The organism is Flavobacterium anhuiense, assembly GCF_900101855.1.
Lineage (GTDB): Bacteria > Bacteroidota > Bacteroidia > Flavobacteriales > Flavobacteriaceae > Flavobacterium > Flavobacterium anhuiense.
This window is the reverse complement of record NZ_FMVC01000002.1, coordinates 548,211-562,448: the sequence shown is the minus strand read 5'-3', so window position 1 is coordinate 562,448 and position 14,238 is coordinate 548,211. Positions and strand designations below refer to the sequence as shown.

At 33.2% G+C, this 14,238-nt stretch carries 13 protein-coding genes; all 13 read right to left on the bottom strand.

Features of this window, described 5'->3' with window-relative positions; genetic code table 11:
• Positions 1-8: 8 nt before the first annotated feature.
• Positions 9-593 carry an NUDIX domain-containing protein gene (locus BLP44_RS06965; RefSeq protein ID WP_091130915.1) on the bottom strand — a complete coding sequence of 195 codons (585 nt, stop codon included), beginning with the start codon at positions 591-593 and terminating at the stop codon, positions 9-11.
• A 50-nt stretch (positions 594-643) separates the two neighbouring features.
• Entirely contained in the window at positions 644-1,915 is a 1,272-nt protein-coding gene (locus BLP44_RS06960; protein ID WP_008462214.1) for an adenylosuccinate synthase, read from the bottom strand.
• Between the two features lie 99 nt (positions 1,916-2,014).
• Positions 2,015-2,479, bottom strand: a complete 465-nt coding sequence (locus BLP44_RS06955) for a Fur family transcriptional regulator (protein WP_008462215.1) — start codon at positions 2,477-2,479, stop codon at positions 2,015-2,017.
• A gap of 88 nt (positions 2,480-2,567) precedes the next feature.
• Entirely contained in the window at positions 2,568-4,787 is a 2,220-nt protein-coding gene (locus tag BLP44_RS06950; RefSeq protein WP_008462217.1) for a RelA/SpoT family protein, read from the bottom strand.
• Positions 4,788-5,028: 241 nt separating this feature from the next.
• Positions 5,029-5,817 (bottom strand): TrmH family RNA methyltransferase, encoded by a 789-nt coding sequence (locus BLP44_RS06945; RefSeq protein ID WP_008462218.1) that lies wholly within the window; start codon positions 5,815-5,817, stop codon positions 5,029-5,031.
• A gap of 139 nt (positions 5,818-5,956) precedes the next feature.
• Positions 5,957-7,042, bottom strand: coding sequence for an alkaline phosphatase family protein (locus tag BLP44_RS06940; protein WP_091130912.1), 1,086 nt, complete (start codon positions 7,040-7,042; stop codon positions 5,957-5,959).
• Between the two features lie 118 nt (positions 7,043-7,160).
• Positions 7,161-8,492: a DUF58 domain-containing protein gene (locus tag BLP44_RS06935; protein ID WP_091130908.1), complete on the bottom strand. Its 1,332-nt coding sequence runs from the start codon at positions 8,490-8,492 to the stop codon at positions 7,161-7,163.
• A 22-nt stretch (positions 8,493-8,514) separates the two neighbouring features.
• Positions 8,515-9,126: a DUF3828 domain-containing protein gene (locus tag BLP44_RS06930; RefSeq protein WP_091130905.1), complete on the bottom strand. Its 612-nt coding sequence runs from the start codon at positions 9,124-9,126 to the stop codon at positions 8,515-8,517.
• A 150-nt stretch (positions 9,127-9,276) separates the two neighbouring features.
• A complete protein-coding gene (locus BLP44_RS06925) occupies positions 9,277-10,290 on the bottom strand; it encodes an AAA family ATPase (protein WP_091130901.1) in 1,014 nt (337 codons plus the stop codon).
• Between the two features lie 38 nt (positions 10,291-10,328).
• Complete coding sequence (locus BLP44_RS06920; protein WP_091130898.1) at positions 10,329-11,531, bottom strand: DUF4350 domain-containing protein; 1,203 nt, start codon at positions 11,529-11,531, stop codon at positions 10,329-10,331.
• The gene (locus BLP44_RS06915) at positions 11,524-12,297 is read right to left on the bottom strand and encodes a DUF4129 domain-containing protein (RefSeq protein ID WP_091130895.1); all 774 of its coding nucleotides are present in this window, start codon (positions 12,295-12,297) and stop codon (positions 11,524-11,526) included. Before BLP44_RS06915 ends, BLP44_RS06920 begins: the two co-directional genes overlap by 8 nt.
• Entirely contained in the window at positions 12,290-13,246 is a 957-nt protein-coding gene (locus BLP44_RS06910; RefSeq protein WP_091130891.1) for an LTA synthase family protein, read from the bottom strand. Before BLP44_RS06910 ends, BLP44_RS06915 begins: the two co-directional genes overlap by 8 nt.
• The gene (locus tag BLP44_RS06905; RefSeq protein ID WP_091130888.1) at positions 13,246-14,223 is read right to left on the bottom strand and encodes a stage II sporulation protein M; all 978 of its coding nucleotides are present in this window, start codon (positions 14,221-14,223) and stop codon (positions 13,246-13,248) included. The genes BLP44_RS06910 and BLP44_RS06905 overlap by 1 nt, the downstream gene beginning before the upstream one ends.
• Positions 14,224-14,238 lie beyond the last annotated feature (15 nt).

The following is a 14,238-nucleotide window of genomic DNA, read 5'->3' as shown; positions in this document are numbered from 1 at the left end:
AAAAACTTTTAAATCAAGCCTTTAATTTTTGCATGCTGCAGAAGCATAATAGTTTTAGCATCAGTAATTTCTCCAGATTCAATCATAGCGTAAGCTTCATCAAAAGTATATTCTAAAACTTCGATGTTTTCTTGTTCTGCGTCAAGTCCACCACCAGAACTTACTTTCATGCTTTCGTCATACTCGCCAACAAACAAATACAAAATCTCTGTTACGGAACCTGGTGACATATACGTTTCAATAACTTTTTGAACTTTAGAAATTCGATATCCTGTTTCTTCTTCTGTCTCGCGAATAATAGCTTGTTCTGCATTGTCTTTGTCCAAAAGTCCAGCACAAACTTCAATCATCATTCCCGTTTTATTTCCGTTAAGATAAGTTGGCAAACGAAATTGTCTGGTTAGAATAACAGTCTTTTTTGTTGAATTATATAGTAAAATTCCAGCTCCATTTCCGCGGTCATAAACTTCACGAATATGTGATTCTACTTTTTCATTTTCTTTTTTATAGTTAAAAGTAACTTTGTTTAATATATACCAATTGTCGGATAACAATTTGGTTTCTGTGATCTCAATTTCTGGATTTTTTCTCATGTCGGTAATAGTCAAAAAAAACGCTCTGATAATCAGAGCGTTTAAATGTATTATTTTGTTATTGTTTGTTTTCTATCTGGTCCAACCGATACGATTTTGATTGGCACTTCGATTTCTTTTTCAATAAACTCAATATATTCTTTTAGCTCAATTGGCAATTGATCGTAAGTTGTCAATCCTGTTAAATCTTGCTTCCATCCTTTAAACTCTTTGTAAATTGGAGTAACGTTTTCTGGTTCAATGTTATAAGGGAAGTGAGAAATGTTTTGTCCTTTGTAGTTGTACTCTGTACAAACTTTCAAAGTTTCGAAACCAGAAAGAACATCACCTTTCATCATCATTAACTGAGTAACTCCGTTAACTTGAACTGCATATTTTAAAGCAACAAGGTCTAACCATCCGCAACGTCTTTGTCTTCCTGTTACAGAACCAAATTCGTTACCTACTTTTGCCATTGTAGCGCCAACTTCGTCAAAAAGTTCAGTTGGGAAAGGTCCGCTACCAACACGTGTAACGTAAGCTTTGAAAATTCCGTAAACCTCTTTGATTTTGTTAGGAGCAATTCCTAAACCAGTACAAGCTCCAGCAGCAGTAGTGTTTGATGAAGTTACGAAAGGATAAGTTCCGAAATCAACATCTAATAAAGATCCTTGAGCTCCTTCGCAAAGAATAGATTTACCTGCTTTTTGAGCTTGGTGCATGTATTCTTCACTGTCGATGAAATCTAATTTTTTAAGTTCTTCAATAGCTTCAAAGAATTCTTTTTCTAATTCAGCTAAATTGTATTGGATATTAACATCATAAAAAGCAATCATGGCTTCGTGTTTGTCAGCCAAAGCTCTGTAACGCTCTTTAAAATCTTCTAATTCAATATCTCCAACACGTAAACCATTTCTACCCGTTTTGTCCATATAAGTTGGCCCAATTCCTTTAAGAGTAGAACCAATTTTAGCTTTACCTTTAGAAGCTTCAGAAGCAGCATCTAATAAACGGTGAGTTGGTAAAATTAAATGTGCTTTTCTCGAAATGATTAATTTGCTTTTGATATCAAGGTTGAATTTTTCTAAACCTTCAATTTCTTTTTGAAAAACTACAGGATCAATTACAACACCATTTCCGATAACATTTACTGAGTTTTTATGAAAAATTCCAGAAGGGATTGTTCTAAGTACGTGTTTAATTCCGTCAAATTCTAATGTATGTCCTGCATTTGGTCCTCCTTGAAAACGTGCAATAATATCATAATTTGAGGTAAGTACGTCTACAATTTTTCCTTTACCTTCATCTCCCCATTGTAATCCTAGTAATAAATCTACGGTCATTCTGTTTTAATTTGCGTTGGGACAATCAAAGTTGTCCTACTGATTATGTAGTTAATTTTCTTTTTTTTATTTTTTTTTGAAAAAGTCTAATTGAATAGACTATGAATTTGAATTTTGCTTTTTGTTTCCGTAGAAATAAAGCGAATGATTTGTAATTTCGATATCAAAAATTTCTTCGATAGTCTTTTTGATGGTTTGAATTCTTGGATCACAAAATTCAATTACTTCTCCCGAATCTGTCATAATGATGTGATCATGCTGTTTATCAAAATATGATTTTTCGTAGTAAGCCTGATTTTGTCCAAATTGATGTTTTCTAACCAAAGCGCAGTCCAACAATAACTCAATCGTGTTGTATAAAGTAGCTCTACTCACACGATAGTTCTTGTTTTTCATTTTGATATAAAGGTTTTCGATATCAAAATGCTCCTCGCTATCGTAAATTTCCTGAAGTATAGCATAACGCTCAGGAGTTTTGCGATGCCCTTTTTGTTCAAGATATAGTGTAAAAACATTTTTTACAATTTCTTGATTCTTAGTGTTGTCAGTTGAAATAAGTGTCATATCCGGCAAAGATAATTTTTTATTTTTAATGAATAAAAGTTTCGGGTTTAAAGTTTCGTTACAAAATTCTTATAGTTTCCCTAAAAAGTTAGGTTCTGTACTCTCTGGTAACCTTATCGACCCCGTCAATTTTCTTAATGGCATTGATCATTTTCTTCAAAATGGTATTGTTTTTTACAATTACCGCAATCTGACCGTGGAAAATTCCGGCGTCTGTACTCAAAGAAATACTTTGAATATTAACGCTCATATTATTCGAAATTACTCGTGTAAGTTGGTTGGTAAGTCCTAAAACATCCATTCCTGTAATATTGATAATGGCTTTGAATTCCTCTTGTGAAGAATCGATCCATTTGGCACTCATGATTCTGTAAGCATAGTTAGACTGCATTCCAATTGCATTCGGACAGTCTTTTTTATGCACTTTGATTCCTTCGTTAATAGTCACAAAACCAAAAACGTCATCACCTGGAATAGGGTTGCAGCATTGCGAAAGTTTGTAATCTAGCTTGTCATGTTCGGTTCCAAAAACAAGCATATCGTAATTGCTGCTAATGACTGGCTTATGAATATCTTCGGCTGCAGTATCTTTATTTCGTTTAATTTTATTTTTGAAGAAATTAATAAACGAATTGCTTTTCTGCGCTGCATAATCTTTTAACTGCTGATTTTCGATCGCACCAATTCCAACTCTATAAAATAAATCCAAACTGGTTTTTAGTTTAAAGAAATTTACTAACTCGTTTGTAACCTGTTCGTTAAAGGTAACTTTTAGGTGTTTTAATTTTCTAACCAGTAATTCTTTTCCTTCTTCTGCAATTTTTTTGGTGTTCTCGTTCAGAACGTTTTTGATTTTATTTTTAGCTCTCGAAGTTGTTACGTATTCCAGCCAGTTTACCGTTGGTTTCTGGTTTGGAGAAGTAATTACTTCGACCTGATCACCGCTTTTTAGTTCATAATTCAACGGGACTAAACGTCCGTTTACCCGAGTTCCGCGAGTTTTAATTCCAATTTCAGAGTGAATACTGAAAGCAAAATCAAGAGAAGTGGCACCTTTTGGCAACGATTTAATTTCTCCTTTTGGAGTAAAGACGAAGATTTCTTTAGAATACAAATTCATTTTAAAATCTTCCACAAAATCAACTGCATTGGTTTCTGGGTTTTCTAAAGCTTCACGTAGTAAGTTTAGCCATGTGTCCAAGCCGCTTTCTTCTGTTGCTCCATTTTTATATTTGTAATGAGCTGCGTAACCTTTTTCGGCGATTTCGTCCATACGCTCGCTTCGCACCTGAACTTCAACCCAACGTCCTTTTGGTCCCATAACGGTGATGTGAAGGGCTTCATAACCAGTTGATTTTGGAGATGAAATCCAGTCACGCAAACGGCTCGGACTCGGTCTATAATGGTCTGTTACGATAGAATAGATTTTCCAGGCTATGAATTTTTCTTCATGCGGATCGGCTTTGTACACAATTCTAAGTGCGAACTTATCATAAACTTCATCAAATGTTACGTTTTGCGCACGCATTTTTCGGCGAATAGAATAAATCGATTTTGGTCGGCCTTTGATGATATAATCTATGCCTTCGTTGTCTAAAGATTTCTTCAAAACCTCCGAAATGTCTTTGATATATGCGTCCTGCTGTTCTTTAGTTTCGCGAATTTTGCTTACAATGTCATCATAGACCGCAGGCTCAGTATATTTTAATCCTAAATCCTCCAATTTGGTTTTAATGTTATAAAGTCCCAAACGGTGGGCTAGAGGAGCATAAATGTATAAAGTTTCAGATGCGATTTTAGTTTGTTTGTACTCCGCCATCGAATCCATGGTTTGCATATTATGAAGACGATCGGCAAGTTTAATTAAAATTACACGAACATCATCATTCAGGGTCAGAATCATTTTTCTGAAATTCTCAGCCTGCATCGAAGCATTCAAATCTTTTTGAACTAATGAGATTTTCGTAAGTCCTTCAACCAGCTGTGCCACTTTAGGATTAAACAAACGCTCAATGTCTTCAACGGTCATTGGCGTATCTTCTACAACATCGTGAAGTAAAGCCGCGGCGATAGAGGTCGCTCCCAGACCAATTTCTGAGGCAACAATTTTTGCAACTGCAATAGGATGAAAGATATAAGCTTCGCCCGATTTACGTCTCTGCTCTTTGTGTGCATCGACGGCAACATCAAATGCTTTTCTAATTAATTTTTTGTCTGCTGGGGTTAAAGTTTGGTAACTTATTCGAAGTAATTCCTTGTATTCCTGCGCAATAGCTTTGTTTTCTTTTTCGATATCTATTTCTGTCATAACGGCATAGTTCAAGTACTAAAAATAAGAATTAGTTTGAACATACACAAGATTTTAGATTGTTGATTTTAGAGTGCAGATTTTAGATTTTCCATGTAGGAATAAGGCTTCGACTCGTCTCAGCCTGACATTGAAGCAGTCATTTTCTTTGATTAAAAATTAAAGATTAAAAATTAAAAGTTGAAGACTTTTAATTTGAACCTCAGAACCTTTGCATCTTTGTTCCTTTGCACCTTTTAAATTAGAATCCTCTCTGTCTTTTTGCTTCGAAAATTAAAATAGCGGCAGCGACAGAAACATTCATACTGTCTATTTCTCCCTGCATTGGGATAATGATGTTTTGAGTTGCTTCGTCACGCCATTCTTGCGTCAAACCCGTTGCTTCTGTGCCCACAACTAAAGCGGTTGGAGTGGTAAAATTCTGGGTATGATATGAAGTTGAATTTTGTAAAGTGGCGCTGTAGAAATTGATCTTTTTTTCTTTCAAAAAAGCAATAATTTCTGCTGTTGTTCCAGTTGCAATCTGATTCGTAAAAAGGCAACCAACACTCGAACGGACAATATTTGGATTGTATAAATCGCTTTTTGGATTGGCGATCAAAACTGCATCTAAATTGGCAGCATCGGCAGTTCGTAAAACAGCACCAATATTTCCAGGTTTTTCTAAAGATTCTACAACCAAAATTAATGGATTATCAGATAGTTTTAAATCAGATAATTTTAAAGATTTAGTTTTGGCAACGGCTAAAATACCTTCTGTAGTGTCGCGATACGCCAGTTTTTGGTAAACTTCCTTGTTGATTTCGATAATCTGAAAAGGAGCTTGGATTAATTTATTGATTTCTGATTCTGAAACTAATTCTGGTAAAAATAAAACCGTTTCGATTTCATAACCACCTTTTATGGCTAATGAAATTTCGCGTTGTCCTTCAATCAAAAATGTTCCGGTTTGTTTTCTGGCCTTGGCTTTTTCCTGAAGTAAAACCAAAGATTTGATAAACGGATTTTGAACTGAAGTAATTTGTTTCATTTTTTTTGAGATGCTAAGTTTCTAAGGCGCTAAGGTACTGAGTTTTTTTCTTCTCGCAATAATTTAAAATAGCCACGAATTCACGAATTATTTGGTTTCATAATCAAAATAAAATTCGTGAATTTGTGGCTATAAAAAACTATTTCTCAAAAACTTCTTTAATCTCAGTTTCTACAGGATGATCGGTTTTGAAATCATATCCCATCAATTTTGCTAAAGTTTGAGCAAATTGTTTTTGATAGAATTGAGATTGTGTTGTTATTTCGCCTTTTGGAGCGATTTCAGGTCCCATTGCGGCAAACCAAATTTCTGAAGCTCCAGGAACATCAGAACCGTGATCTGTCCATTGCGATTTTACTTTGTCGCCGCGTCCGTGATCTACGGTTATGAATAAAGTAGTTTTGTTCTTGTATTGTGGATCATTTTGAACAAAATTCCAGATTTCCTGAATCCATTTGTCAACTTGATTGGCTGCGTCCAAATACGAACGGTATTGCCCATGATGTGCCCATTCGTCCGTTTCTCCGTATGCAATATAAAGCACTTTTGGCTTTTTATTTTTTAGTTCATCTAAAGCTTGATAATGCGTAAAAACATCTAGGCATTCATCCATATGAAATGGTTTATATGAGTTGTCACGCATCTCATTTAATAAGTGCTGAGCTGCTGTTGGTTTATTTCCGCCTACTTTGTCAAAGGCTGAAATTACAGGAAAACCGCTTCTTTCTTCATTTAAAATTCGGTCAAAAGCATCCCATGCGCCAAAAGCGGCAACTTTGCCTTTTAGTTTAGATTGCTGATTTAAAAATTCTAAAACATTTACGTTTGGATTGGCTTTGTATCCGTTTGAGTTGACTTTTAAATCGACATTTCCAGTCATGATTTCGCTATAACCAGGATAGCTAAACCAGTACGGATTGGCAACATCAACTTTGTTTCCTAAATCTCGATTTCCATAAATCTGACCTTTAGAAGCAATTTCAGACCAGAAAAAAGGCATTAGTTTTTTACGTGCTTCTTTAACATTAGCATCGCTATATTTTTTATAAATGTAGGCACTGTCTCCTTGATTGAATTTTTTGTCATTGGCAATTGTGGGATCAATGCCTTTAAAAACTTCCTGCCATCTAAAACCATCTGTTGTAATGATGATGATATTTTCTGTTTTTTGCGCTTGAGATTGAATGCCTAATAATACGAACAGAATTAGAATTGTTTTTTTCATTTTATCTGTTTTAAGTTGGTGTTCTTAGATTGTTATTTTCTTTCAAAACTAATTTAATAATGGAGATAATAGTAAAGCCAATCTGTAAAATAACCATAAGTTAACAGATTAAGCAAGACTATAAAATTCCTCTCGATTTAATCTCCAAATATTTATTAATGGCGTCAAGCGTAAGATTTTCTGGCTGCGTTAAGACAGAATGGATTCCATATTTCTTCAATTCGTTTACGATTAGGCGTTTTTCAAACATGAATTTTTCGGCAATTACTTTGTCATAAACTTCCTGAATTGTAGTGGTTTTTTTGTTGATGATACCGTTTAATTCTGTATTACTAAAGAAAACCACAACCAATAAATGGCTTTTGGCAATTCCTTTTAAATAAGGTAATTGACGATTTAAACCGTCCATGGTTTCAAAATTGGTGTACAGAATTATTAAACTTCTCTGATTGATGTTTTTCTTAATGTCAACATACAATCTGCTGTAATCACTTTCGAAGAAATCGGTTTTTACATTGTACAAAGTTTCTAGGATTTTCTGCATTTGCGAACCTCTTCTTTCAGCAAAAACTCTGTTTTCTACTTTTTTAGAAAAAGAAAAAAGCCCTGCTTTATCTTGCTTTTTCAGGATGACATTGGATAAAACCAAAGCCGAATTAATCGCATAATCCAATAAACTTAATCCGTCAAAAGGCATTTGCATTACGCGCCCTTTATCAATTGCCATATAAACGGATTGTGATTTTTCGTCTTGAAACTGATTGACCATCAATGAATTTCTTTTGGCAGTTGCTTTCCAGTTTAAAGTTCGCAAATCGTCGCCTTGAACATATTCTTTAATCTGTTCAAACTCCATTGTATGACCGATTCGGCGTATTTTTTTGATTCCGTATTGAAATAAGTTATTCGAAAAAGCAATCAAATCGTATTTTCTTAACTGAATATAAGAAGGGTAGGTCGGAACCATTTGATCTTTATCAAAAATAAATCTTCTGGAAATGAGTCTTAATGGAGATGAAACATAAATGTTTAGAGAACCAAAATGGTATTCTCCGCGTTCTGTCGGGCGAAGATCATAACCAATTTCTTTTTGCGTCGCAGCTTTTATTGTTTTTACAATTTTGAAATCTCGAACCTGAAATTGAAACGGAATTTCATCAATAATTTTAACCGAAACGGGAAAAGTATAATGGTTTTTTAAATTAATTTTTATCGGATTTAAATCACCATTTGATAATTTTTCTGGCGTAATTCTTTCGGCTTCAAGTCCTGTTCTTGCCACATACAAAAGCAAAATATCAAGTCCTAAAAAAGTAATTAAACCTAAAACGAGCAGCCAAACAGCATTATACATATTCGGAAAAATAAAAGCGCAGACAAACAATCCTATAATGCCAATGAGCACATAGAAAAAGAAATTGTTCAGATATAGACTTTTTATGAATTTCAAGTTTTCTCGGTTTTATGTTTTTCTAATAAATTTTAGTGAAGTCATTAAAATCAAAGCCTTCTAAAGAAGCTATTTTCCAAACTCCGTTTTCTTTAATGGTTTTCACTTTGTATTTAAAATCACCTTTCCACGACCAAGTCCAATCAAAAGAAGCTTTGTCGTTTTCAATCTTCAAATGATTAATCGTCATAGTTTTCCAATAATTATCGGGATAATCCTGACAATTACACCACGGATTGGCATCATTTCCAAAAGGAGGTAAATCTCCTTCAAGCCATTCTATTTTTTTAGTTTTAAGATTAGAATCTATTCTCAGAGCAATTTTATTGTAATTGTCTAAAAACTGTTGTGAAAAGAAATTGGTTTTCTTCAATTCTTCCAATCTTTTTTTATGTGAGTTTAAATCTAAGCCAATGTATTTATCTCCTTTTTTGTTTGCAATAGGATTGAAATCATTATTGCTATTTTTAGTTTCTACCCATTCGTACAATTTCTTAACTAAAGTTTCAATTTCCTGTTTGTCATTTTTGAAATAAAAAGAATCTTTTTTATTTCTTAAAAGAGCCGCATTTGATGGCTGAAAAACAGTCAACAATAGCAGAGAGAATAATATAAGAAGTTTAGACGGTTTCAATTTTTTTTGTTTTTATTGTTTCAAGTTTCAAGTTTCAGGTTTTGTTCTTTTTTGTCAGGCTGAGCGAAGTCGAAGCCTTTTACGTTTTCCACCATTAACCATTAACCATTAACCATTAACAATTCACCATTTACAATTCACCATTAATAATTATCTCGGAATTTCGACTGTTTCAATAATCTGTTTGATGATTTCTGGACTTGAAATACCTTCCATTTCGCGTTCTGGAGCAACAATTACACGGTGCTGTAAAACTGGAATTGCAGCTTCTTTAATATCTTCTGGCGTTACAAAATCACGTCCTCGGATTGCAGCAAAACCTTTTGCGGCGTTCAAAATCGCGATAGAAGCACGAGGCGAAGCGCCTAAATATAAAAATGCATTTTCGCGTGTATTTACTACAATTCGAGCAATGTATTCCAACAAGTTTTGTTCTACTCTAATTTGTTTTACCAGACCTTGATATTCTTTGATTTCCTCAGCAGAAAGAATCGTTTTAATAGCATCCAGTTTTCCGTGATCTTGTAAAGAATGTTCCCTTTGTATAATTAAAATTTCTTCGTTCAGTTTTGGGTAATCAATTGTAATTTTAAAAAGAAAACGATCTAATTGCGCTTCTGGCAAACGATAAGTTCCTTCTTGTTCTACAGGATTCTGAGTTGCAATTACCAAAAACGGAGCCTCCAATTGATAAGCAGAACCATCAATTGTAATTTGGCGTTCTTCCATTACTTCAAAAAGGGCAGCTTGTGTTTTTGCTGGAGCACGGTTGATTTCATCAATTAAAATCAGATTAGAAAAAATTGGCCCTTTTTTGAATTCAAATTCTGAGTTTTTCAGATTGAAAATAGAAGTTCCTAAAATATCTGAAGGCATTAAATCGGGAGTAAATTGGATTCTGCTGAAACCAATATTTAAGGTTTTAGCCAATAATTTAGCCGTAATGGTTTTGGCAACTCCTGGAACACCTTCTAAAAGTACGTGACCGTTTGACAAAATAGCAACCAAAAGCTGATCTACCATTTTATGCTGTCCAACGATTACGGTTTCGATTTCTTTTTTGATCGTATTTACGTGATCTAAAAGCGGTCCTAAATTAATTCTTGTTTCAAAATTCACATTTTCATTTGTGATTTCGTTTGATGTTGTATTGATATCGTCCATAATTTGGTCTGTTTTCTTTTTAAATTTCGTTTAGAATTTTAATGTAAAATCTTTTCTATTGCTGTATTTATTTTAATCAAATCTTCTTCAAGACTTCCGTGATAACTATTTCGATGGTCATTAATTAACTGAACCACATCACGGATATCTTTTTCATCTTTTCCTGTTTTATAATGCAATTTCATTATAAAATCGTTATCAAGTTTGCTGGTATCAAGCAGATAATCGGTTCTGATTTTTTCTAAAAAGTAAATAATCTTTTTATCAATAATATTGGTATGATCGCCTTCCTGATAATATAAATTTCCAATTGTTTTGGTAAAATCAACAGTTAGGTTCTGTAATGGTTTTATAATCGGAACAATTCGCTGTTTGCGTTTTGCATTAAAAATCATAAAAATAAGAATTCCAATTAAACCTAAATACCAAGCCGATTTTAAAGCGGGCTGACTCCAGATATAACGCATCGGAGAGCTTGAAATTCGTTTATCGTTTAAAGTTTTATTATACCAAAACACATTTCCTTTCGGAATATAAGACAGAACGTTTTCTGCATATTGATAATAATCTTTTTTCAGCAGATTGTAATTGGTAAAGGCCACTGGCTGCGTATGCAGATAGAGATAACCATTTTTATAAGGAACTTCAATAAAGTTGACTTGTTTTTTGTTTTTACTGCTAATTTGATACCCTAAAACTTTTGTATTTAAAGTGTCTATTTTAGAAAAATAATCACTCAATCCAGTATTAAAAGTATATTTTTTTGTGCCAGCTTTTTTGTTCGCCATCCAAACCGAAATGCTGTCATTGGGCATGAAATCGGTTTTTAATTCAATTTTCAAAGAATCTAACAATACTTTCGGAAACACTTTCATGCTTAAAAAAGCATTATTTCCGTGAGAAACAAAATATAGAATTTCTTTCATGGATTGCTGGTCAATATTATCGACTTCAGAAATATTCATAAAAGTACCTTTAACTTTATAGGTTTGTACATTTTCTCTAGCATCATATTGAGAATCCAAATATTCATAAGGAGTCTGCGTCGAAATTCTTTCTACTTTCTGTTTAAAAAGACCATCCGCTTCTTGGTCGAAAACGTACAATCCAAACGGGATTTTATCTTCAACAGAATACGTTGGGGTCCAATCAATAGGTTTTGGCTGCCCTTTGCCTACGAGTAATGTTATTCCGAAAATTAGAACCAGAATAGCAATGTATATTTTAACTTTATTATCCATTGCCAAAAGTTTTTAATGCTTTTTTAAATCTGTTTTCAGTCTTTCTAAATGTTGCATCATCAATTTCAAATTCACCATACCAAATATAATTGTACAAATAAGAAAGATAAGTAAACTCTTCTTTGTGACCAGGATTATGCAACTCGTACAAATAATCCGAATTGGTTTTTTCGATATCCCATTCAATATAATGATACTGTGCCATTACTTTCAAAAGCCATAAATAATAATATCGCACGGCAATTCTTTTTTCGCCTGCTTCAATGCTTTCTTTAATAAGTTTTTCAAAATCTAAAAGATGAATATTTTTTTCGGCATCAGAATAAAACAAAGCTCTTTTGTCAGCATTCTTTCCAAAAATCCACATTCCTTCTCGTTTGATTAATGCCTTGACAATAAAGTATATTAAAAGTATAACAACCAGAACAGCAATTATTCTAAACAAAATTGAAATAAAGTTTAGAGATGATTTTACACTTCCGAAATTAAATAAATTGGCAATTTGTCTAGCGAGCCAATGTTTAAAATGATCCCACCAGCTTTTTTCGGGTTCTTTGTATTCGTAAACAAAGTCCTTATCGGTATATTTTTTCTTGAAATCCTTTTCAAAATGTCTGGCTTCTACAGATCCAGAGTCTACCGTGATATCTTTTTCGGTATACTTAATTCCAATAATTTTTGGAGGATCTTCTTCAACCAGAGTATCTTGAGCATAGAAAGGGCTCAGACAGAAAAGAAAATATAAAATAATAACAAACCTATTCATTTGTAGTATCTCCGATTAAATCAATTGATTTCGATTCTTGTTTGTCTCCTGACTCTAAACTATAATAAATCATTCCCTGATTCACGATAATAATGTTGTTGAAAATGTTACCAAGAACAATTAACACAATTACGACAATCGTTATAAAGCCGATCAATAATGGTGAAGGTTCTACAGTATTTGTGTTGTCTGAAGCAGAATTTCCAATTAAATACGCTAAAGCGATAAACATACCTACAAAATATAAACACATTGTTATGGCAAACTGAACAAACTGCATTATCATCATAATGATAAAAGTTGTTCCAATTGTATTCCAAAAATCTAATTTTACTAAATCGTAAGCGTGTTTTAGAGATTCAAAAAAGCGTTTTTCTTCTGTCAAATAACTGTAAAAATGCAGGTTTAAAAACGTGAACAACGCTGGTAATGCAATCATTAGCAGTGGAATTCCGATAATAATGAAGCACAGAAAAAACAAGATGATTAAGGCAATTATTAAAACCGGAAAAACTAAAAACAAATAGCCTATGCTGAATTTTATTAATTTAAAAAGAACTTTAAAGAAACTTGCCGAGAGATCATTCACTTCAAGATCTTCTTGGCCAGCAGCAATCAATTTTAAATATAAAACCGGATAAGCATAATTAAACAAGGACATGATAAAGAATAAAAAAACGCAGATAAATATCAATGCAACGACTAATCCTTCATTATGATTGAAGTATTCAAGAAGATCGCTTTTTAATTGATTGTTTTCAAGACCAGATTCTTGGATGTGTTCAAAATTGACTTTAAGGAGCGTATAAATTACTATGGCAAAAAGAAGTAAAAATGCTCCATTTGTAATAAAAAATATCTTGAAAAAGTTCTTTCCGTAATTTTTGAAAAAAGTAAAAGTATCGCCAAGATTATCACCTAATTGTCTTTTTCTGTAAAGCTCGAACATTATAAATGAATTGGTTTTGAAGTTATTTTTTTGTGTACAATAAAAGGGTATATCAAGTAGTAAAATGAAATTATTGCCAGTGTCAATAAAATAATAAAACTGCTTAGCCAGTTGGGCATATCGATAGAATATCGTGTAATAAAACCTTCTAAAAACCCTGCACTTATGGTGAAAGGAAAAGTGCTTAAGAATATTTTAAAGCTGTTTTTGAAACCGATTTTAAAAGAATTTAGCCTAGAAAAAGTTTTAGGAAATAGGATAGAAGCTCCTAAAATAAATCCAGCTGTAGTCTCGATTACGATGGCAAAAATCTCCATAGAACCGTGAATCCAGATGCCTCGAACGCTTTTCCAAAAAACGCCTTGTTCGTAGAAAAAATACTGAAAAGAACCGAGCATAATACAGTTTTGAAGAAAAACATTAAAAGTTCCGATTCCTGCAAAAATTCCGTAGAAATAACATCTTGCGCCTACAAAAAGGTTATTGACTGTAATGCCAATAAAACTTCCCCAATTGCTGCCTGAACCATACACAGCCATCGGATTGCCTTTTTTGATGTTTTCTAAAGTCATATTTACATATTCGTCACCTAAAATGAGACGCACAAAATCACGATCATAACGAGCAGAAAGAACTCCGATAGAAACGGTGACAAAAAATAAAGCAAATGCATAAACCAAATACCTTCTGTATTCGTAAACCAATAAAGGAACTTCGATTTTAAAGAAATCTGTAAGTCGATTCTGATCGGTGCGTTTGGTTTTGTAAATTTTTTGATAAATCTGAGAAGCGAGATGATTGAGATACACAACCGTTTTACTTTTAGGATAATACGTTTGAGCATACGACAAATCATTCATCATTTGAATGTACAAATTAGCTAATTCATCAGGATTTTTTTTAGCTTTACCAAAAATTGCCAGCTCAAACTCGAGCCATTTTTCTCTGTTTTGTTTTATAAAGGCGATTTCTCTCATTGTAGGCTAAAATAT

Excerpts from the sequence above, each read along its gene's own strand:
- BLP44_RS06965 (WP_091130915.1), bottom strand. The coding sequence starts at position 593 with ATGAGAAAAAATCCAGAAATTGAGATCACAGAAACCAAATTGTTATCC.
- BLP44_RS06960 (WP_008462214.1), bottom strand. The coding sequence starts at position 1,915 with ATGACCGTAGATTTATTACTAGGATTACAATGGGGAGATGAAGGTAAA.
- BLP44_RS06955 (WP_008462215.1), bottom strand. The coding sequence starts at position 2,479 with ATGACACTTATTTCAACTGACAACACTAAGAATCAAGAAATTGTAAAA.
- BLP44_RS06950 (WP_008462217.1), bottom strand. The coding sequence starts at position 4,787 with ATGACAGAAATAGATATCGAAAAAGAAAACAAAGCTATTGCGCAGGAA.
- BLP44_RS06945 (WP_008462218.1), bottom strand. The coding sequence starts at position 5,817 with ATGAAACAAATTACTTCAGTTCAAAATCCGTTTATCAAATCTTTGGTT.
- BLP44_RS06940 (WP_091130912.1), bottom strand. The coding sequence starts at position 7,042 with ATGAAAAAAACAATTCTAATTCTGTTCGTATTATTAGGCATTCAATCT.
- BLP44_RS06925 (WP_091130901.1), bottom strand. The coding sequence starts at position 10,290 with ATGGACGATATCAATACAACATCAAACGAAATCACAAATGAAAATGTG.
- BLP44_RS06920 (WP_091130898.1), bottom strand. The coding sequence starts at position 11,531 with ATGGATAATAAAGTTAAAATATACATTGCTATTCTGGTTCTAATTTTC.
- BLP44_RS06915 (WP_091130895.1), bottom strand. The coding sequence starts at position 12,297 with ATGAATAGGTTTGTTATTATTTTATATTTTCTTTTCTGTCTGAGCCCT.
- BLP44_RS06910 (WP_091130891.1), bottom strand. The coding sequence starts at position 13,246 with ATGTTCGAGCTTTACAGAAAAAGACAATTAGGTGATAATCTTGGCGAT.
- BLP44_RS06905 (WP_091130888.1), bottom strand. The coding sequence starts at position 14,223 with ATGAGAGAAATCGCCTTTATAAAACAAAACAGAGAAAAATGGCTCGAG.